The 18,353-nt window shown below is 62.9% G+C and carries 17 protein-coding genes; 8 read left to right on the plus strand and 9 right to left on the minus strand.

What is annotated here, in order from left to right:
* Positions 1 to 37: 37 nt before the first annotated feature.
* Positions 38 to 436, plus strand: coding sequence for a carboxymuconolactone decarboxylase family protein (locus tag MWN76_RS03240; protein ID WP_250459276.1), 399 nt, complete (start codon positions 38 to 40; stop codon positions 434 to 436).
* A 13-nt stretch (positions 437 to 449) separates the two neighbouring features.
* Here MWN76_RS03240 and MWN76_RS03245 read toward each other — a convergent pair whose 3' ends face one another.
* Positions 450 to 1,679, minus strand: a complete 1,230-nt coding sequence (locus MWN76_RS03245; protein WP_250459277.1) for an MFS transporter — start codon at positions 1,677 to 1,679, stop codon at positions 450 to 452.
* 691 nt (positions 1,680 to 2,370) lie between these two features.
* Between MWN76_RS03245 and MWN76_RS03250 the strand changes: the two genes are divergently transcribed.
* Together MWN76_RS03250 and MWN76_RS03255 are read left to right on the plus strand one after the other, a co-directional pair.
* Positions 2,371 to 5,166: a TonB-dependent receptor gene (locus MWN76_RS03250; protein ID WP_250459278.1), complete on the plus strand. Its 2,796-nt coding sequence runs from the start codon at positions 2,371 to 2,373 to the stop codon at positions 5,164 to 5,166.
* Positions 5,167 to 5,455: 289 nt separating this feature from the next.
* The gene (locus MWN76_RS03255) at positions 5,456 to 7,363 is read left to right on the plus strand and encodes a metallophosphoesterase family protein (protein WP_250459279.1); all 1,908 of its coding nucleotides are present in this window, start codon (positions 5,456 to 5,458) and stop codon (positions 7,361 to 7,363) included.
* 129 nt (positions 7,364 to 7,492) lie between these two features.
* Here MWN76_RS03255 and MWN76_RS03260 read toward each other — a convergent pair whose 3' ends face one another.
* The 3 genes from MWN76_RS03260 to MWN76_RS03270 all read right to left on the minus strand — a co-directional run bounded on the left by MWN76_RS03260 (position 7,493) and on the right by MWN76_RS03270 (position 11,048).
* Positions 7,493 to 8,758, minus strand: a complete 1,266-nt coding sequence (locus tag MWN76_RS03260) for an SGNH/GDSL hydrolase family protein (RefSeq protein ID WP_250459280.1) — start codon at positions 8,756 to 8,758, stop codon at positions 7,493 to 7,495.
* Between the two features lie 248 nt (positions 8,759 to 9,006).
* On the minus strand, positions 9,007 to 9,801 hold the full coding sequence (locus MWN76_RS03265) for an SDR family NAD(P)-dependent oxidoreductase (RefSeq protein ID WP_250459281.1): 795 nt from the start codon (positions 9,799 to 9,801) through the stop codon (positions 9,007 to 9,009).
* Between the two features lie 20 nt (positions 9,802 to 9,821).
* Positions 9,822 to 11,048 (minus strand): MFS transporter, encoded by a 1,227-nt coding sequence (locus MWN76_RS03270; protein ID WP_250459283.1) that lies wholly within the window; start codon positions 11,046 to 11,048, stop codon positions 9,822 to 9,824.
* A gap of 128 nt (positions 11,049 to 11,176) precedes the next feature.
* Between MWN76_RS03270 and MWN76_RS03275 the strand changes: the two genes are divergently transcribed.
* Both MWN76_RS03275 and MWN76_RS03280 read left to right on the plus strand, forming a co-directional pair.
* Positions 11,177 to 12,088, plus strand: a complete 912-nt coding sequence (locus tag MWN76_RS03275) for a LysR family transcriptional regulator (RefSeq protein ID WP_250459285.1) — start codon at positions 11,177 to 11,179, stop codon at positions 12,086 to 12,088.
* Positions 12,085 to 12,441, plus strand: coding sequence for a hypothetical protein (locus tag MWN76_RS03280; RefSeq protein WP_250459287.1), 357 nt, complete (start codon positions 12,085 to 12,087; stop codon positions 12,439 to 12,441). Before MWN76_RS03275 ends, MWN76_RS03280 begins: the two co-directional genes overlap by 4 nt.
* Positions 12,442 to 12,519: 78 nt before the next feature.
* Here MWN76_RS03280 and MWN76_RS03285 read toward each other — a convergent pair whose 3' ends face one another.
* Both MWN76_RS03285 and MWN76_RS03290 read right to left on the minus strand, forming a co-directional pair.
* Positions 12,520 to 13,083 (minus strand): dihydrofolate reductase family protein, encoded by a 564-nt coding sequence (locus tag MWN76_RS03285; protein ID WP_250459288.1) that lies wholly within the window; start codon positions 13,081 to 13,083, stop codon positions 12,520 to 12,522.
* A gap of 75 nt (positions 13,084 to 13,158) precedes the next feature.
* Positions 13,159 to 14,055, minus strand: a complete 897-nt coding sequence (locus MWN76_RS03290) for a LysR family transcriptional regulator (RefSeq protein ID WP_250459289.1) — start codon at positions 14,053 to 14,055, stop codon at positions 13,159 to 13,161.
* Positions 14,056 to 14,175: 120 nt separating this feature from the next.
* Between MWN76_RS03290 and MWN76_RS03295 the strand changes: the two genes are divergently transcribed.
* Together MWN76_RS03295 and MWN76_RS03300 are read left to right on the plus strand one after the other, a co-directional pair.
* Positions 14,176 to 14,958 carry an SDR family NAD(P)-dependent oxidoreductase gene (locus MWN76_RS03295; protein ID WP_250459290.1) on the plus strand — a complete coding sequence of 261 codons (783 nt, stop codon included), beginning with the start codon at positions 14,176 to 14,178 and terminating at the stop codon, positions 14,956 to 14,958.
* 20 nt (positions 14,959 to 14,978) lie between these two features.
* Complete coding sequence (locus tag MWN76_RS03300; RefSeq protein ID WP_250459291.1) at positions 14,979 to 15,296, plus strand: putative quinol monooxygenase; 318 nt, start codon at positions 14,979 to 14,981, stop codon at positions 15,294 to 15,296.
* A 99-nt stretch (positions 15,297 to 15,395) separates the two neighbouring features.
* Here the strand turns inward: MWN76_RS03300 and MWN76_RS03305 are convergent, their stop codons facing one another.
* From MWN76_RS03305 to MWN76_RS03315, 3 genes are all read right to left on the minus strand, one after another.
* Complete coding sequence (locus MWN76_RS03305) at positions 15,396 to 15,806, minus strand: VOC family protein (RefSeq protein WP_250459292.1); 411 nt, start codon at positions 15,804 to 15,806, stop codon at positions 15,396 to 15,398.
* A gap of 84 nt (positions 15,807 to 15,890) precedes the next feature.
* Positions 15,891 to 16,469 (minus strand): GNAT family N-acetyltransferase, encoded by a 579-nt coding sequence (locus tag MWN76_RS03310; protein ID WP_250459293.1) that lies wholly within the window; start codon positions 16,467 to 16,469, stop codon positions 15,891 to 15,893.
* Between the two features lie 189 nt (positions 16,470 to 16,658).
* On the minus strand, positions 16,659 to 17,057 hold the full coding sequence (locus tag MWN76_RS03315) for a YybH family protein (protein ID WP_250459294.1): 399 nt from the start codon (positions 17,055 to 17,057) through the stop codon (positions 16,659 to 16,661).
* 635 nt (positions 17,058 to 17,692) lie between these two features.
* Here MWN76_RS03315 and MWN76_RS03320 point away from each other — a divergent pair.
* A complete protein-coding gene (locus tag MWN76_RS03320) occupies positions 17,693 to 18,298 on the plus strand; it encodes a L,D-transpeptidase family protein (protein WP_250459295.1) in 606 nt (201 codons plus the stop codon).
* Positions 18,299 to 18,353: the final 55 nt, after the last annotated feature.

Below are 18,353 nucleotides of genomic sequence, written 5' to 3' on the forward strand. Positions count from 1 at the left end.
TGCCCCCCGTCGATCCACGCTCGTACAGGAGCAACCAATGAGTACAGACAACAGCGAACGTTTTCAGCGCGGCTGGGAGAAACTGCGGGAAATCGACGGCGAAGCCGGGAAGAAGGTGATCGAATCCCTGCGAGAAATAGCCCCGGACCTGGCCCGCTACATCGTCGAATTCCCTTTCGGGGACGTCTACAGCCGCCCGCAGCTGGATCTGAAATCCCGCGAGATCGCCACCGTCGCCGTGCTGACGGCGATGGGCAATGCGGCGCCGCAACTGAGAGTGCATATCCACGGCGCCCTCAATGTGGGCTGCACACCGCAGGAGATCATCGAGGTGATTATCCAGATGGCCGTCTACGCGGGCTTCCCTGCGGCATTGAATGGCGCCATAGCGGCGAAGGAGGTATTTGCCGAACGCGGCCTGATCGACGCCGACTGAAAACCGGCACCGCTCACAGCGGCTCCGGCACTGCGTCGACCAGCTCGCCGCGTTTTTCCACCGCGCGCCCGACAAAAAACACCAGCAGGCCAGCGATGGCCAGCAGCGTCCCCACCGGTCCGGTAATCGACCAGGTGAAGCCCGCCTCGATCGCAACGCCCGCCAGCCAGGCGCCGAGCGCATTGGCCAGGTTGAAGGCCGCGTGGTTCAGCGATGCGGCCATGGTCTGGCCGCCCTCGGCCACATCCATCAGCCGCGTCTGCAGCGCCGGTCCCAGTGCCATGCTGGTGCCGACCAAGCCGACAAACAGGATACCGGACACTACGTGGTTCGCGGCAAAATAGAAACCGCCCTGCACCAGCGCGCACCAGACCAGCACCAGCGGAATCGCGCGCAGCAGGTTCCAGTCCGCCGCCCGCGCGCCCAGCAGGTTGCCGGCGATGGCGCCGATACCGAACACCGCCAGCACCAGCGGTCCCAGCGCCTCGGCCATGCCCGCCTGCCCGGTCAGCGTCGGCATCACGTAGCTGAATACGGAGAACATACCACCGAAACCGATACTGGCGATCCCCAGCGTGAACAGCACCCGGTGCTTGGCCAGCGCCGACAGTTCCCGCAGCGGGCTGGCGTCGGGGTCCGTGGGCTGCAGCGGCACGAAGCGCCACACCATCAGTGCTGTCAGCAGGGCGATGACACCGACGGCGACGAACGCCAGCTGCCAGCCGAACAGGTTGCCGGCCCAGGTCGCCAGCGGCGCCCCCACCAGGATCGCCCCGGTGAGCCCCAGCATCACCCGCGCCACCGCGCGCGCCCGCTCACGGGGCGGCACCGCCGCCGCGGCCACCAGCGCGGACACACCGAAATAGGCCCCGTGGGGCAGGCCGGCCAGGAAACGCAGGCCGACAAAAGACCAGAAACCCGGGGCAAAGGCACTGGCGATATTGCCCAGCGCAAAGACCAGCATCAGCCCGATCAGCAGTGCCCGCCGCGGTGCGCGCGCGGCCAGCAGGGCAATGATCGGCGCCCCGACAACCACCCCCATGGCGTAGCTGCTGATCGCATAGCCCACTTCCTGTGGGGATACGTTCAGGTCCGTCGCCACCCGATTCATCAACCCCATGATCACGAATTCGGTGGTGCCGATACCGAATCCCCCCAGGGCCAGGGCAAACTCGGCCATGCGGGAACGCGAGGGGGCAACTGCGCGCTCATCGGCGGCCGTCGACATGGATGGAGAGGACATCGGGAAACTCCTTACAGCGATATACAGCGGAGGCCACACAGCAGCCGGGAAACGTTTACCGGGGAACGGGTGTAAGCCGGGCAGGCAACGCCGACAGGGCGGCGGGTGCGCATGGTATCGCCAACGGCCGCTGCGGGCCATCCCCCCGGCCTCCGGAGTAGCCGGTCTTTTACCGACTCGCAGGTGGAGATCCATTCACCCCGCAAAAACCTCCACTGGTCGCCCAACCGCCGGACTGCGCCCGCCCTATGGCAGTGCATAAAAGACACATTGAAAACGACAAGGAAAGCGTGGCGAGACATATACCGGACTGCTGCGAGCAAGTTGAAGGTTCGTCAGCGCGGATATCGGATTTCAACCACTCTCCTTACACCCTTTTAAAGTATTGAGCTTTGCAACGGCCATGCCAGTTCCCGCCGGCGACCACTGAAACTGCATGCGCATTTTTTCAATACGCCATTTCTCCCCCGCCAAACCCCGCCCGGCCCCACATTCACAAAAACTTAACCGGCACAGATATCAACGGCAATAAAACTGCCATCAACAGGCGTTACCTTCGCGCCCCGTCCATTTGTCCTGAAACGACATTGGGGGATGGACGGTTCTCTCCTGTACCCAGGGGAAACCGTACCGAAAAACACAGACCGCCAGGGAAGGTGTGCACCAAAACAAACGATCGGGTTACCTGAAAATGCACAGAATTTCTGACTTCCATAAAAAGCGCCTCCACCTGGCGATCGGTAAAATACTCTCCGGCACCCTGCTGGCCGCGGCGAGCGCCGGCACCCTGGCACAGGACACCGCTGCCACGGCGGGCGGCTCCATCGAAGAGGTGGTGGTTACCGGCAGCTATGCCCGCAGCCTCGAAAAGGCCGTGGATATCAAGCGCGACTCCGTCGGCTTTGCCGATGCGATCGTCGCCACGGATATCGCGGACTTTCCCGAACAGAACCTGGCGGAAGCCCTGCAGCGCATGCCGGGTGTGACCATCGAGCGCAACAAGGGCCTCGGCAGCAGGGTCAATGTGCGCGCACTGCCGAGCGAGTTCACCTTCACCTCCATCAACGGCCTCGCCACCGCATCCGGCAGCGGCGGCCGCGATGTGGAGTTCGACATGTTCGCGTCCGAAATCATCCAGAGCGTAACGGTCAAGAAATCGCCCACCGCCGCCGACGAGGAAGGCGGCATCGCCGGCACGGTGGAAATTACCACCGCGCGCCCGTTCGACTACAACGAGCGCCAGCTGGTGGTATCGGCGGAAACCGCCCACAACTCCATCTCCGAAGAGAACGACCCCAAGTTCTCCTTCCTCGCCAGCGACACTTTCGGTGACTGGGGCGCCCTGGTGTCCTTTTCCAGCTCCGAACGCACCAACAGGACGGATTCCAACTCCGGCGTCGACTTTCGCCCGTCCGGCCGCTGGCTGGAAAAAACCGGGGACGCCCAGTGGCAGGCGGACCAGACCGCCGAGGTACTGGAGCGGGATACCGGTATCGTCATCGATGATCGCTTCGACAGCGACGAGACCAGCCGCGTCGTTTTCATGAACAAAGTGGGCGACCGCGCCTACCTGAACAGCCAGGAAAAATGGGGCGCGACCGCGGCCCTGCAGTACCAGCCGAGCGACAGCTTCGGCCTGACCTTCGACGCCATGCTGGGCAGCTTCGACAATACCGAGGACGAATACGATGCGGCGGCCTACTCCGCCTCGAGCATCAGCGCGCTGGAACAGGTTCACGATTACGACGATACCACCCTGTCCCGCTACGGCATCACGGTGCTGACGGACGCCTCCTACGCCGCCACCCAGCACGAGTTCCTGAGCAAGGAGCACGTCTACGAAACCGATTACAACCAGTACAGCCTGAGCCTGGACTGGACCCCGGGCGACTGGCTGATCAACGGCCTGCTGGGTTATTCCGGTGCCGAGAAGCTGATCGACAGCAGCAACCTGAAACACGTGGCCTACGCGCCCTCGCGCACCCGCTATACGGATACCGGTGGCGAGACCATTCCCAGCGACAACCCCGATACCATCGACATGTACAACTCGCCGGATTCCTACCTGTTCGAATCCTACGAGGTGAACCTGGAGGAAATCCAGGATGACAAATACGCGGCACAACTGGATGTCATCCGGCCGCTGCAACTGGACTTCCTGCCGTCGCTGGCCCAGGTGCAGTTCGGTATGCGCTATACCGATAAATCCAAGGAACGCAACCGCGGCACCAACACGGTCACCGGCCCCAGTGCCGGCGACAGCGCCTGGGCCGGTGAACGCACGCTGGCCGACAGCGAACTGACACCGGTCTCAGAGCTGGTACCGGGCGGCAGCTACCTTTCCGAATCCGCCAATGCGCCCCAGTGGTCGCAGATTTCCAACGCCTATGCGCGCAGCACCTTTCGCTACGACGGCTTTGGCGTGGACTACGCGGATGACCAGTACTACCGCGTCGACGAAGAAGTACTGAGCCTCTACGCCATGGCGGATTTCGAATTCGACCTGGGGCAGGTGCCGGTCTTCCTGAATATGGGCGTGCGCAATGTGGACACCTCGGTGCTGTCCTTCGGCTATCACCAGATCCAGAATCCGGACGGCTCCACCGGCTATACGGCCGCACCGGTCTCCAAAAAGGGCGACTATAAGGAACTGCTGCCGAGCCTGAACCTGACCGCCGAGCTGGCCGACAACCTGCAGTTCCGCGCCGCGGCCTCCGAAACCATGATGCGCCCGGCGCTGACGGATATCGCCTACAAGCGCACCGTCAGCGTCAGCGAGTTCAAGTACTTCGACGGCAACCCCGACCTGGAACCCACCTATGCCGAGCAGTGGGAAATGGGCCTGGAGTGGTATCCGGAAAACGGTGGCCTGCTGGCGGCCTCCTATTTTGAAAAGGAAATCGAAGGCGTGGTGCGCGAGGCGCTGACCGGCGTGGTGGAGGATGTCACCAAGTACAATGCCAACGGCACCATCGACGGCGTCTACGATTTCGACGTCTACCAGAAGGTCAACGGCGAGGGCGCCTACGATATTTCCGGCGTGGAACTGATCGCCCAGTATCCGCTGGGCGCACTGCACGAGGCGCTGCAGGGATTCGGTATCAATGCCAACTACACGATCCTGGACAGCTCCCTGACCGGGGAATCCGACCTGGATGTTCCCACCCCGCCGGAGGGACTGGCGGACAAGACCTGGAACTTTACCGCCTTCTACGAAAACGACACCTTCGACGCGCGTATTTCCTACAACTACAAGGACAAGTATGTGGAACGTATCGAGCGGGATATGTACCCGGTGTACCGGGATGCGTACGGCCAGGTGGATATGTCACTCGGCTACCGGATCACGGACAATGTGAAGCTGACGCTGGAAGGCATCAACGTGACCGACGAGGAAACCACCGGTTACACCATCGACCCGGCCTTCCCGACCATGTACGAGTTCTCCGGTCGCCGCACGACGCTGGGCGTTCGGGCGACGTTCTGACTCCAGTTTCGGGATTCAAATCGGGGGCTCCGGGCCGTATGGCCCGGAGCTGTGCAACCCCCAACCTTCTGAACTCCGAAACCCGAGTTTCTAAAAATCATCTCTCGCAGGATGGGCAAAGGAGCGCAGCGACGTGCCCATCCTGCAATGCTGAAATTCTTTCAGGCATCCCATGCGATACAGACCTTCACTGACCAGGCCATTTTCTCACCGCATCATTCTCGTCTTACTCGGCCTTGCCATCGCGTTTCAGGCTGCCGCTGCAGAATCGCCGACGCAGATCGCATTTATGCCGGATATCCACTTTCACGATATCTACGCGCAGTTCGAGGACGGCTCCTTCGACGGTATCGAGAACAGCATCTCCGGGAAAAACGCGACCATCCGTACCATGCAGGCACAGCTCAATTCCACCCGCCTGTTCAATGAAAACTACTTCGCGCTACTGGCGGCACTGGACGATATCGCCGCGCGCGGCATCAGGCTGGTGGCCCTGCCCGGCGATTTCAGCGACGACGGACAGCCGGTGCATATCCGCGGCCTGCGCAAAGTACTGGATCGCTACCGCGACCGCTACGGTATGCAATTCTTTGCCGCGCCGGGCAATCACGACCCGGTGCGGCCCTTCGATACACCCGGCGGCGAGCCGGATTTTCTCGGCCGTGGCGGTCACGCGCAGCGTATTTTCAGCCGCGGTGCCGGGGAGTGCACGGACTATGAGGACCGCTGGACTACCGTCGACACCGGCCGCGCCCTGCCGACCATCTGCAGCGAGGAAATCAGGCACCTGGGATACCGGGGCATCATGGCGGAAATGCAGGATTTCGGCTTCTATCCCAGCCCCGACTACCACTACTGGGAAACGCCCTATTCCGACTACGAGAGCTACGACTACGACAGCGCCCTCGCCCAGGCGGATTACCGCCACCGGCAGTACGAGATCTGCCGTCGCGGCAGTGGCGGCCCATGGAAAAAACCGGACTACCGTAATTGCCATCGCGTTCCGGATGCCAGCTACCTGGTGGAGCCGGTGCCGGGCCTGTGGCTGCTGTCCATCGACGCCAACGTGTATGTGCCGGAGCCGGCGGCGGGCCGCTTCGCGGGCTCCGGCAACGCCGGCTACAACCGGCTGCTGACCCACAAGCGACACCTGCTGGACTGGATACGCGATGTAGTGAAAAGGGCCAGGCGCGCGGACAAGCAGTTGATCGCCTTCAGTCACTTTCCGATGACCGAGTTCTACGACGACCAGTCCGATGCCATCGCATCGCTGTTCGGTAGCGACCGCTTCCAACTGCAAAGGCGACCGCAACGGCAGGTCAGCCGCGTACTGGCCGAAACCGGCCTCAGGCTGCACGTCGGCGGCCATATGCACATCAACGACACAGGCATCGCCCGCGGGCGCGACGGACACAGCCTGTTCAATATCCAGGCCCCGTCCCTGGCCGCCTACCTGCCGGCGTACAAGATTCTTACACTGCATTCGATAGACCGGGTGGAGGTGGAGACGGTTATCCTGGACCGGGTACCGGGATTCGACGAACTGTTCGAACACTACCGGCGGGAATACGATACCGCGCTCCGCTCCGGCCAGCCGCCCTGGAACCCGGCCATACTGCAGTCTGCGGATTACCGCACCTTTACCCGCTGGCATATCCGCGAGCTGAGCCGCCAGCGCTTCCTGCCGCGGGAGTGGCCACAGGATCTCAGGCAACTGCTGCTGGAGCTGGACGGTCGCGAACTGCTGACCCTGACCCGCCTCGCGGACGACACCCTGGCCGACGTCGCCACCGGGGCAGGTATAGAAGGCATCCGTCGATCACCACAGTGGCAGGATGCACAGAGCCGGGCCCGCGAAGCGGCCACCGCGGCAGACATGGCACTGGAGGATTTTTCCCGCTGGAACGGTTTCGATCTCGCCGTCGATTTCTACCGCCTGCGCAATGGCGGCGCGCTGGCCCTACGCGATATCGGCAGCGGACGGCTGGCGCAGTACCGGTTGCTGGCGACGTCCGCCCGGCAGCGGCCGGTGAATCCGGCCGCCTCCGCGGACCACCCGCTGGCGGCGCTGTTCGACGGTCGCTTGGCGGAACTGTTCGGTATTCTCGAAGGACTGCAGCGGGGCGCGCCGGACGATCACTTTATGCTGGACCTGGCGGACGGGGAAATCCGCAGTCTCGAATTGCCAGCGGAATAACGCACTGGCCATTCCCCACTATCGCCGGGCCGTCTGCTACAACTCAAGTTTCGGGGTTCAGAAGCTTTGGAGTGGCACAGCTCCGGGCCGTACGGCCCGGAGCCCTCGATCTGAACCCCGAAACTTGAGTTACAACAGCCCGATATCCACCGCCTCGGCCATTGCGCGATAACCGGCGTCGCCCGGGTGCAGGTGGTCGCCGGAATCGTATTGCGCGCGCATGCGGCGCGGGTTTTCCGGATCTCGCAGCGCGCGGTCGAAATCGATTACCGCATCAAATTCGCCGCTGTCGCGAATCCAGCGATTGACCTGCTGTCGCAGCGCCTCCTTTTCCGCCGAGTAGTAATCGTGCACCGGCGAACCATCCAGTGCGCCCTCGAAGGGTGTCAGTGTGGTGCCGACTATACGCACACCGCGCAGGTGGGCCTGTGCAATCAACTGGCGGTAGGCGGCGATCAACTGCTCCGCGGTGGGCAGCGCCTTTTGCGGCGCCAGGCCGGAACCGGGCCAGCCGATATCGTTGATGCCCATCATTACGATGGCGGTGCGCACGCCGGGCTGGCCCAACACATCCCGACGGAAACGCGCCAACGCGTTTTCGCCCATCAGGCTGTCGAGCAGCCGCGCGCCGGAAATGCCCGCATTGAGGACGGCGATGTTTTCTCCAACCAGGCGTTCGGCGAGAAAATCCGGCCAGCGATGATTGCTGCCCGGTGTGGAGGCATTGCCGTCGGTAATGGAATCACCGAACGCGACCACCGCGCGGGCGTCCTCGGCAGTCTCGACCAGGATACCGCTGAGGAAGATGCGCGTATTGGTCGTCGAGGCGACGTCCAGGGCTTCGCGGAACACCTGGTTGCCGGCGCCGATATAGGCGGTCTGCAACCCGTCCCAGTGGAAGGTTTCCGGCGCGGTGGGCTCCGGCAGGTAGAGGCTGACCGCCAGTGACTGCAGCGGCTTTACCCGCAGCGCCACCGGGTCGCTGACGATACTCGCACCCGGCGGAATCACCGGCGCTTTTTCTCCGGAAAACGTCAGCGGGCGATCGGAACCGTCCGCGATCGCCGACTTGCCATCCGACAGCGCCAGGTGCGCGGCACCGATCCGCAGCGGCCTGGAACCGTATTTGTTCGACAGCACCACCCGCACCCGTTCACCGCCGATGCTTACCCGCGCCACCTGACGCAACGTCTGGTCCCATAAATGGAAAGGCGCATTGGTCGGCAATGCAAAGTCGCCATTCCACAGCGGCTGCGGGCTGGCCGCCCAGGTCGCGACCCAGTTGTCCCGCGGCTGTGCGCTGGCTGTCGCCGAAAACGCGAACAGGAGTACCAGCAGGGATAGGGCCGCGATGTGGAAACGGTTCTTACCCGCGGCGGTAAAGTTAAAGTTCATGGTTGCCCCCTCAGGACAAGAGATAAGGTTTCGGGAACGGTTGTGATTTTTTTGCCGTGACATCGCCCGTAGGAGCCTGCCCTGCAGGCGAATGATGGCGGCTTCAAACCTGCTTATGCCCAGGCAGCCATCCATAGAGCTGACGCCGGCCCAGCCATCCCTGGCTGGTCGCAAAAGCTGCGCAACGAGCATGCTCGTTATGCGCGCAGTTTTTCCCTGCAGGGCAGGCTCCTACAAACCAACGAGGATCAGACGATACTGTCCACCACACCCCCATCCACCCGCAGCGCGGCGCCGGTGGTGGCGGAGGCCTGGGGGGAAGCGGTGTAGACCACCATATTGGCCACCTCCTCCACCGTGGCCGGGCGCTGGATAATGGAGCTGGGACGGTTTTCTTTTACAAAGGCCACACCGGCCTCTTCCATCGAGCGGCCGGATTTCTCCGCGTCCTCGCGCAGCATCTCCTCCACACCTTCGGACATGGTCGGGCCGGGCAGCACTGAGTTGACGGTGACACCGGTGCCGGCCACGCGCTTGGCCAGCCCGCGGGCGATGGACAGGTTGGCGGTCTTGGTAAAGCCGTAATGGATCATGTCCTCGGGAATATTCAGCGCCGACTCCGACGACAGGAAGATCACCCGGCCCCAGTTTTTCTCCAGCATGCCCGGCAGGTAGGCGCGCGACAGGCGCACGCCGGACAGCACATTGATCTCGTAGAAGCGCTTCCACTCTTCATCCGGTATCTCGAAAAAATCCTGCGGGCCATAGATACCGAGGTTGTTCACCAGGACATCCACCGCGGGCTCTGCCTTCAGAAGTGTCTCGCAGCCCTCCGCAGTGCCCAGATCAGCGGCGACACCGCGCACCTCTGCCTGCGGAAACTCTTTCTGCAGCGCGGCCACGGCCTCGTCCACGGAGGCCCGCTTGCGGCCGTTGACCACCACCGCGGCGCCGCTGCCGGCCAGCCCCCGCGCAATCGCAAAGCCGATACCCAGGGTCGAGCCGGATACCACGGCGGTTTTTCCGGACAGATCGATGTTCATAATCAACTCCTTTTCAGTGATCACCCGCAGGGGCAGGTGTTGTGGATTTGCAATTCGGGTTTGTGCGCCGCCGCCTGTTCCAGGCGCAGGCTCCAGAGGGCCGCGGCGATGGCCGCCAGCGGCACCAGTGCGGCCACCCAGGGCAGCGCCGTCAGTCCGGCGCCGCTGTCTATCACCGCGCCGCCCAGCCAGGCGCCGATGGCGTTGCCCAGGTTGAAGGCGGCAATATTGAAACTCGACGCCAGGCTCTGGCCGGCGCCGTCCACCTTGGACAGCACCCACATCTGCAGCGGCGGCACCGTGGCGAAGGCGGCGGCGCCGAGCAGGCCGACAAAGACCACCGCGAGAATCCGGCTCTGCACCGCAAAGGTCATCAGCCCCAGCACGACCGCCAGCAACAGCAGGCTGCCGAGCACCGCGGGCACCGGCCAGCGGTCCGCAAGGCGCCCGCCGAGCAGGTTGCCTGCAACCAGGCCGGCGCCGAACACCAGCAGGATCGGCGACACGGCGGATTCGGCGAAACCGCTGACTTCAGTGAGGATAGGTGCAATGTAGGTGAACACCGCGAACATGCCGCCAAAGCCCAGCACCGTCGTCAGCAGGCCCAGCATTACCGGTGCCCGGCTCAGCGCGCGCAGGTCGGCGCGCCAGTCGGGCCGCGCCGGTACGGCGCCGTCCCGCGGTACGAACAGCGCGATTACCGCCAGCGCCAGCACGCCGATCAGTGCCACCGCCCAGAAGGTGGTACGCCAGCCGTAGGCCTGGCCCAGCCAGGTACCGAAGGGCACGCCGAGGATATTGGCCACCGTCAGGCCGGTGAACATGATGGCGATGGCCGATGCGCGGCGGTCCGTCGCCACCAGCCCGGTGGCGACCACGGAACCCACGCCGAAGAAGGTACCGTGGGCAAAGGCCGTCACCACCCGCGCCAGCATCAGCGTCGCGTAGTTGGGGGCCAGTGCGCAGATGACATTGCCGACAATAAAGACGCCCATCAGCACCAGCAGTGCGCGCTTGCGCGGCCAGGCGGCGGTCAGTGCGGTCATCGCCGGCGCCCCCACCACCACGCCCAGTGCGTAGCCGGAAATCAGTACCCCGGCCGCCGATACAGACACCGACAGGTCGGCGCTCACCTGCAGCAGCAGCCCCATGATCACGAATTCGGTCACGCCGATACCGAAGGCGCCGGCGGCCAGGGCCAGCAGGGCCGGCGACAGTCCACTGGCGGCCGTTTCACTGCGCTGCATACATCTCTCTCCTCGAATTTCTCTCTTCGCATTTCTTTCTGCGGGTGGTAGCGGCGACTATTGTGGTATCCGGCGCGGCCACTGATAATTGGCTCTACCGATAAAAGACTTTCAAAGATTTTTTGAAAATGCCCAATCTCAACGACCTGCAGCTTTTCCTGGAGGCGGCCCGCCTGGGCTCCCTGAGCGCCGCAGCGCGGCGGCTGGAGCGCACACCGGCGACTGCCAGTGCCAGCCTGAAGCGGCTGGAAGAGGAACTGAATGTCCGCCTGGTGGAGCGCAATACCCGCAGCCTGCGGCTGACCCCGGAGGGCCTGCTGTTCCGCGACAAGGTCGCGCCGGCCCTGGCCCTGCTCGACGAGGCACAGCACGCGGTGCACTACGACTGCGCGGATATCGGCGGCGAGATACGCCTGACCGCGCCGGTGGATTTCGCGCGACAGTGGCTGCGGCCGCTGATGGATGCCTTCCAGGCACAGCACCCACAGGTGCACTTTGTGCTGCTGGCGGGGGACACGGTGCGCGATCTGGTCAACGAACCGCTGGACCTGGCCCTGCGCTATGGCCAACTGCCGGATTCCGCGCTGGTGGCGCGGCAGCTGCTGGATAACCGCCGGGTTCTTGTGGGCTCGCCGGACTATTTCACCCGCCATGGTCGCCCGGCGCACCCGCGCGAACTGGCGCGGCACAACTGCCTGATCTACTTCAACCGCGGCACCGCCTTCCGCCGCTGGCAGTTCCAGCGCGGGCGCGAATCGGTGGTGGTGGAAGTCAGTGGCGACCGCATCTGCAACGACGGTGCCCTGGTGCGGGAGTGGGCCCTGGACGGCGCCGGCCTGGCCTACAAGAGCGAACTGGATGTGCGGCAGGATCTGCAGGCGGGCCGCCTAGAGAGCGTATTCCGGGACTGGCGCGGCAACACGGCACCGCTCAATGCGGTCTACCCGGGCACCGGCCCCAGGCCGGTGCGGGTGCGCCGCTTTGTCGAGTTCCTGCGCGAGCAGTTGGGCGAGGAAAAAAATGGGGGAGAAACCGAATGAAACCTTGGCACAGGAAACTCTGGCGCTGGGATACCGGCCGGCAGAATTCCGGTTACGAGAAAATGCTGCTCCTGGGCGCGAAGTGGCCCCTGCCGTTCGATCTCTATTTGCTGCGCTTCAGTACCGGAAGCCGTATCCCGCCGCACACCGACCGGGTGCAGTCGGGCCGGCACTACCGCCTGAACATCGTGCTCCGGAAAGCCCGCGCCGGCGGCGACTTCCTGTGCGAGCAACCGATTTACACGAGCCCGCGGATAAAATATTTCCGCCCGGACAGGGCGGAGCATTCCGTCAGTGAAGTGAAAGCGGGTACGCGATATGTGCTCAGCCTGGGCTGGGTGCGGCGCGGTTGATGCGACCGACGCTCTGGCCTCGCGGAATATGCAAGGCAGTGCCCCCATCATGCGTAGCCTTTACAGGCGCGAACCGTCCTATTCGCCCGCGACCCGGTAATCCACCCGGACAACGCCACCAACAAAACTGTTGGTCCGCAACAGTTTCAGCGGTCCCGGCATCGACCCTGGAACAAACAGCGGCTTTCCCGACCCCAGGAAAACGGGGAACACAAAGAAACGGAATTCGTCAATCAGGTGGTCGCGGGCGAGCGCCTGCACAACGCTCGCACTGCCGATCACCATCAGATCCCCGCCAGCACCGCTCTTGATATCCCGTAGTGCGGACAGCGCATTTTCCCCCAATAGCCGGGAATTGTTCCATTCGAGTTTACGTAGGGATCTGGAAAAGACCAGCTTCTGGATACGGTTCATTATCGGCTGCAGGGGCTCATCCGCGGCCGCCGGTGTGGGCCAGTAGCCGGACAGTTCGCGAAAGGTGGTGCCGCCCATCACCAATGCGTCCAGCTCCGCATATTGGGCGGCAAGATCTCGCTCCATATCGTCGCCAAAGGCAGAGACCACAAAATCCATCTCGCGCCCCGGCGGCCCCGCCATAAAGCCATCCATAGACAGGAATTCAAAAGCGATCAGTTTTTCCATTCGATCCTCCGCGACCATTGAGTGACATCAACCAGTCGAACGGAGAGGCACCATTTCTACCGTTTCAGATATATTTTATTCCTGTTCCCCCCGTCGCTGGCGCAGAAAATCGGCAAACGCCCGCAGCCTGGCCGGCAGATGCCGGCGCGATGGGTAGTAGAGATAAAATCCCGGCGACGGCGGGCACCAGTCCTCCAGCATGGATTGCAGGCTGCCCCGCTCCAGGTGGCTGCGCACCGCCTGCTCCAGCAGCAGGCCGACTCCCCGGCCCTCGAGTACCGCCCGCAGCATCAGGTCGTTGTCGTTGGTGGTCACCGGGCCGTCCACGTGGATATCGCAGCGCTGCCCCCGCCGCTCGAACTCCCAGCGTTCCACCGCGCCGCTGCCGGTGTAGCGGTAGCGCACGCAATCGTGTTCGAGCAGGTCCCGCGGGTGCCGTGGCGCATCGCGACCGGCCATGTAATCCGGGCTGGCTACCAACAGCCAGCGCAGCGGCTCGCCCACCGGCACGGCCACCATATCCTGCTCCAGCGCCTCCCCCAGGCGGATACCGGCATCGAAGCCCCGCGACACCAGGTCGGTCAGGTTGTCCTCCACCAGCAACTCGAGCCCAATCTGCGGATGGGCGCGGCTGAATTCGCCCAGTACCGGCTCCAGCAGATGGTCCGCGGCGATGCGGGGCAGGGTAATGCGCAGGGTCCCCGACGGTGTGGCGCCATGCCGGTGCAGCCGCTCCACCGCGTCATCGATTTCCGCCAGCGCGGGAGCGATGCGTTGCAGGAATTCGCTACCGGCCTCGGTCAGCCCCACCCGGCGGGTCGTGCGGTGCAGCAGGCGCGTTCCCAGCCGCGCTTCCAACTGGCTGATGGACTGGCTGAGCGCCGGCGGCGAGACTTCCAGCTCCGCCGCCGCGCGGGTAAAGCTGGCGTGGCGGGCGACACAGGCAAAGGCGCGCAATGTATCGGTCTGCATGACAATTATTAAAATTTACTTAATAAAGAGTAAAGATAATTGCTGTTTTTCTGCCCAATCACAATCCCTAACCTGCGACTGCACCGGCGCCCTGCGCGCCAGACCAACAAGGAGCAGTCAATGACCAACACCATTCCCACTTCCAACAACAACCTGCAGGGGCGCGTCGCCATCGTCACTGGCGCCAGTTCCGGGATCGGCCGAGCCAGCGCAGTCGAGCTGGCCGCGCGCGGTGCCAGGGTCGTGGCGGCCGCGCGCCGCGAGCAGGAACTGGAACAGCTGGTGGCCGAAGTCCGCGAGCGCGGCGGCGAGGCGCTGGCGGTGCGGACCGACACCACCCGCGAGAGCGATATCGAACAGCTGGTGGCAGCGACCCTGGCCGAATACGGCGGCATCGATATCCTGTTCAACAACGCCGGCACCGAGGGCACTTTCGCGCCGCTGCAGGAGCAGACTGCGGAGACCTACGACCAGGTTTTCGCCCCCAATGTGCGCGGCGCCTTCCTGGCAATGAAGCACGTGGGAAAAGTGATGCTGGAACGGGGCGCAGGCTCGATTATCAACAACGCCTCCATGGGCGGTGTGATCGGCTTCGAGAACGGCGCCCTGTATATCGCCAGCAAGCACGCGGTGCTGGGCATGACCAAGACCGCGTCCATCGAGTGGTTCCGCCGCGGCGTGCGCGTCAATGCGCTCTGCCCCGGCGTCATCGACACAGCCATGACTGCCGGCCGCATCTGGCCTTCGGCGGAGGCCATGCAGGATTTCGCCCGCGACACTATCGCCGGGCGCGCCGGCAGTCCCGGTGAGATGGCCCGGGTAGTCGCTTTCCTGGCTTCCGACGACGCCTCATTTATCTCCGGCCACGGCCTGCTGGCCGACGGCGGCTACAGCATTGCCTGAACCCGATTGAGGAGAACGTGATGGAAAAACCATTGACCCTGGTCGCCTTTATCCGCGCCCGCACCGGTCGGGAGGAAGAGCTCGGCCGCCGACTGCAGGCACTGGTGGAACCAACCCGCCGGGAAGCCGGCTGTATCAACTACGACCTGCATCGCTCCGGCGAGGACCCGGCGCTGTGGATGCTGTACGAGAACTGGCACTCACAGGACGATCTGGATCGGCATTTTGAAACGCCCTATCTGCGGGATTTCCTCGAGCGAGCCGACGAGGTGTTGGCTGAAGGCATGGACTTGAGATACTTCTCGCCGCTACTCGCCGATAAGACGGATAAACGTTGATACCGTCTGCCTGCTCGAGTCGCGGAACCTGGGCAATCAGGTTCGTTAGAGGAAAAACAGGATGGTCAACGGCCCGGCCCGAAAGGGCCGGGCCACCGCTCACTCCGCACCCTGGAGCGCGGCCTGGTCCATCCACATGGTTTCCCAGATATGCCCATCCGGATCCTGGAAGGAGCGGCCGTACATAAAACCGTAGTCCTGGGGATCCCGGAACTCCGTGCCGCCCGCCTCCAGCGCTTTGTCCACCAACTGATCCACCGCTTCGCGGCTGTCGGCGGACAGGCAGACCAATACCTCGGTACTGCTTCTGGCGTCGCTGATACTGCCGGGGATAAAGCTCTTGAACTTTTCGTGGGTCAGCAGCATGACGAAAATATCGTCGCTGACAACCATACAGGTGGCGCTTTCATCGGTGAATTGGGGATTGAAACTGAACCCCAGATGGGAAAAGAACTCAACGGAAGCTCCCAGGTCGGCAACCGGGAGATTGACAAATATTTTCTTCGACATGACGTTTCCTCAACAGGAGAGATTGATGACACTCACCAGCTAATCGAAGGGCCGGGCGGTAAATCGACTGCCCTTCGAATATTTTTAGCGGCTGCCGGAGGCAGACATATCGCCGCTGGTAAGGCGCTCCCGCCACTGCTCCCGGCCAATCTGCCACTCCACCTGCTGCCAACCCCGCGCCGCCATCCACTCCGGTGCCGGCCGCACTACGGCCCGGGCACCGAGGGATTCCGCCAGGCGGGCGATACGCGAATTGGCACTGACGGTGCCGCCGTAGATTTCCCGCAATTCCAGCCCGGTGAAGCCGAATTCCGCCAGCGCCACCATCACTTCAACGGCATAGCGATAACGGCCCCAGTAGTCCGGCGCCAGCTCGATGCCCAGTTCCGTAGCCGGGGAGGCCGGCTCATCGCGGCGCAGGCCGCAACAACCGATCAGTGTCTGTCCGGCGTCGCGCCGCACAATTGCCAACTGGTAGTTGCATCTCGGCTCCTCTCCGGCCCAGCGGGAGAAGAGTTCGAACAGTTCCCTCGCGTGGTCGGGATGCGATTGTGCCTCGCCGTAGAATTCGGCCGAGCGCGGGTCCGCGTGGTAGGCCTCGAACGCGGGCCAGTCCTCGGCCTCGAAGTCCCGCAACAGGAATCTCCGGGTTTCTATTTTCATCCTGTTCCTTTTTTGTCTGGTGGGCCGTTTGTAAAGTTCGGTAACAAGGGAGCACAGCCAAAGTGTTCAGATCAAGGCGAGAAAGCGCAGGAATAGGGTTCTATTTCAAGCTTTCTCAACGCAGAGCTGGGCGATTTGGCGACGCGAACAGTTACACAACTTTCCGCATGGACCACTAGCCAACTTGCATCAGGCATCGGCCACCAGCAGGTTGGCGTCGCGCGCCAGCAGCCACCTGCCGGACTCCTTTCTGAAAACCGTCAGCGTATGCCCGCTTCTCCGGATCGGGGAACCACCGGGCGGCGTGGCGACCACGGCCAGCTTTTGCCACATGAAAGCAAAGTCCCCGCAAATCTCGACTTCCTGGATATCATTGCAGGCATCGAATCCGGGAGCGCCTTCACCCGACTGCGCCTGCGCGGCCGCAGCGAAGTCGTTTTTACCCATCGGTGGCTGACCGGCGACCAGAAAAACGGCATCGTCGGTCATCAGAGACAATACGCGCTCTGCATCCCCGGCCTTGGTTGCCTCCATCCAGGTAGAGACCAGCTGGCGTATTTCCTGTTCGTCTTTTTCTTCATTGTTCATACTGGATTCCCCTGAACCGGATTTTCAGTGATCTTAGCGGGCCACCTCCAGTCATTGCGAGGGGGTCCAATAGATATTACCTCTTAGTGGTCCGCTCGCAAAACCAGGGACCAGTTCGCTTCGCCAAATCGTCAAGCTCTACGTTGAGAAAGAATAGAAACAACACTGCTATTCCAGCACTTTCTCGCCTTGACCGCGCTCCTTTGTTCGCGAACTTCCCGCACAGCACATTAGTCATAACAATATGGCCTATTATTTCAAATCGAAATAGCGCTGGCCATGCTCGAGCGAGGCTCTCCACAACCCCGAGTGAAGCCCTGCCGACTCCCTGGCACTTCCGCACGACACACTATTTTCAATCCGCTCTATCAGGCTTCGGTGTCATGCCCAATCGGTGTAATGGCGCCAAAATCAGCACCTTAGTATGCCTTCCACTTGCCGTGGCTGCGTCTGCGGCGGGCCCTTTCTGCGGGGGATGCCGGGGCACATCGGCAATCCGCTCTGGGGAAATCAATGCTCGTTATCGCGTCGCCGTGACGTGCGGGAAATTGTTGCCCCGCGAATGCGCGCGGATCGGGTAAGGCTCGCAAGTGGCCGCTGTTCGCGGCGGTCGACGCAAAAAAGAGAGGTGTGCAATGCAAAGATATTCATCGCTGCTGAAAAAGATGGGGGCGCTTACCGGGGCACTGGTGCTCGGTGGCGCGGTTCTCTCCAGTCCTCCGGCCCAGGCCGTGGACTACGGCTACAAATTCCTCCGGGAAGGTACGACGTACCAGGACCGCTTCGCCGGGCAGACCTCATGGAACCCGGCCGTGGGCGGCGCGGCCCGGATCACGATCGACCTGAGTGAACAGAGAGCCTACTTCTACAAGGGCGGCCGCCTTGCCGGTGTTTCACCGGTATCCACCGGCATGGCCGGTCATCGCACCCCCACCGGGAACTTTCGCATTTCGGAGAAGAAAGTGAATCACCGCTCCAATCTCTACGGTCACTATGTCAGCCGCAGGGGTTATGTACTGCGCAGCAATGTAGACGTACGCCGAGACCGCCGGCCGCCTGGGGCCGTTTTCCGCGGTGCATCCATGGACTTTATGATGCGCATCAACGGCGCCATCACCATGCACGCGGGCCGGGTGCCCGGTTATCCGGCCTCCCACGGCTGCATCCGCCTGCCCTGGCATATGGCGAAGATCTTCTTTTCCCACGCGTCGGTGGGCACAAAGGTTTCCGTCGTCCCCTGATCACTGACGGAAGGCTCACAAAAAAGCCGAAGCAATGGCTTCGGCTTTTTTGTGA

The sequence above is a fragment of the Microbulbifer litoralis genome (assembly GCF_023634065.1).
GTDB classification, from domain to species: Bacteria; Pseudomonadota; Gammaproteobacteria; order Pseudomonadales; family Cellvibrionaceae; genus Microbulbifer; species Microbulbifer litoralis.

What these genes read in the sequence shown, in the direction of transcription:
- MWN76_RS03300 (WP_250459291.1), top strand. Translation starts at nt 14,979, where the DNA reads ATGGAAAAACCATTGACCCTGGTCGCCTTTATCCGCGCCCGCACCGGT.
- MWN76_RS03275 (WP_250459285.1), top strand. Translation starts at nt 11,177, where the DNA reads ATGCCCAATCTCAACGACCTGCAGCTTTTCCTGGAGGCGGCCCGCCTG.
- MWN76_RS03305 (WP_250459292.1), bottom strand. Translation starts at nt 15,806, where the DNA reads ATGTCGAAGAAAATATTTGTCAATCTCCCGGTTGCCGACCTGGGAGCT.
- MWN76_RS03265 (WP_250459281.1), bottom strand. Translation starts at nt 9,801, where the DNA reads ATGAACATCGATCTGTCCGGAAAAACCGCCGTGGTATCCGGCTCGACC.
- MWN76_RS03280 (WP_250459287.1), top strand. Translation starts at nt 12,085, where the DNA reads ATGAAACCTTGGCACAGGAAACTCTGGCGCTGGGATACCGGCCGGCAG.
- MWN76_RS03295 (WP_250459290.1), top strand. Translation starts at nt 14,176, where the DNA reads ATGACCAACACCATTCCCACTTCCAACAACAACCTGCAGGGGCGCGTC.
- MWN76_RS03285 (WP_250459288.1), bottom strand. Translation starts at nt 13,083, where the DNA reads ATGGAAAAACTGATCGCTTTTGAATTCCTGTCTATGGATGGCTTTATG.
- MWN76_RS03245 (WP_250459277.1), bottom strand. Translation starts at nt 1,679, where the DNA reads ATGTCCTCTCCATCCATGTCGACGGCCGCCGATGAGCGCGCAGTTGCC.
- MWN76_RS03255 (WP_250459279.1), top strand. Translation starts at nt 5,456, where the DNA reads ATGCCGGATATCCACTTTCACGATATCTACGCGCAGTTCGAGGACGGC.
- MWN76_RS03290 (WP_250459289.1), bottom strand. Translation starts at nt 14,055, where the DNA reads ATGCAGACCGATACATTGCGCGCCTTTGCCTGTGTCGCCCGCCACGCC.
- MWN76_RS03250 (WP_250459278.1), top strand. Translation starts at nt 2,371, where the DNA reads ATGCACAGAATTTCTGACTTCCATAAAAAGCGCCTCCACCTGGCGATC.
- MWN76_RS03240 (WP_250459276.1), top strand. Translation starts at nt 38, where the DNA reads ATGAGTACAGACAACAGCGAACGTTTTCAGCGCGGCTGGGAGAAACTG.
- MWN76_RS03260 (WP_250459280.1), bottom strand. Translation starts at nt 8,758, where the DNA reads ATGAACTTTAACTTTACCGCCGCGGGTAAGAACCGTTTCCACATCGCG.
- MWN76_RS03310 (WP_250459293.1), bottom strand. Translation starts at nt 16,469, where the DNA reads ATGAAAATAGAAACCCGGAGATTCCTGTTGCGGGACTTCGAGGCCGAG.
- MWN76_RS03270 (WP_250459283.1), bottom strand. Translation starts at nt 11,048, where the DNA reads ATGCAGCGCAGTGAAACGGCCGCCAGTGGACTGTCGCCGGCCCTGCTG.
- MWN76_RS03320 (WP_250459295.1), top strand. Translation starts at nt 17,693, where the DNA reads ATGCAAAGATATTCATCGCTGCTGAAAAAGATGGGGGCGCTTACCGGG.
- MWN76_RS03315 (WP_250459294.1), bottom strand. Translation starts at nt 17,057, where the DNA reads ATGAACAATGAAGAAAAAGACGAACAGGAAATACGCCAGCTGGTCTCT.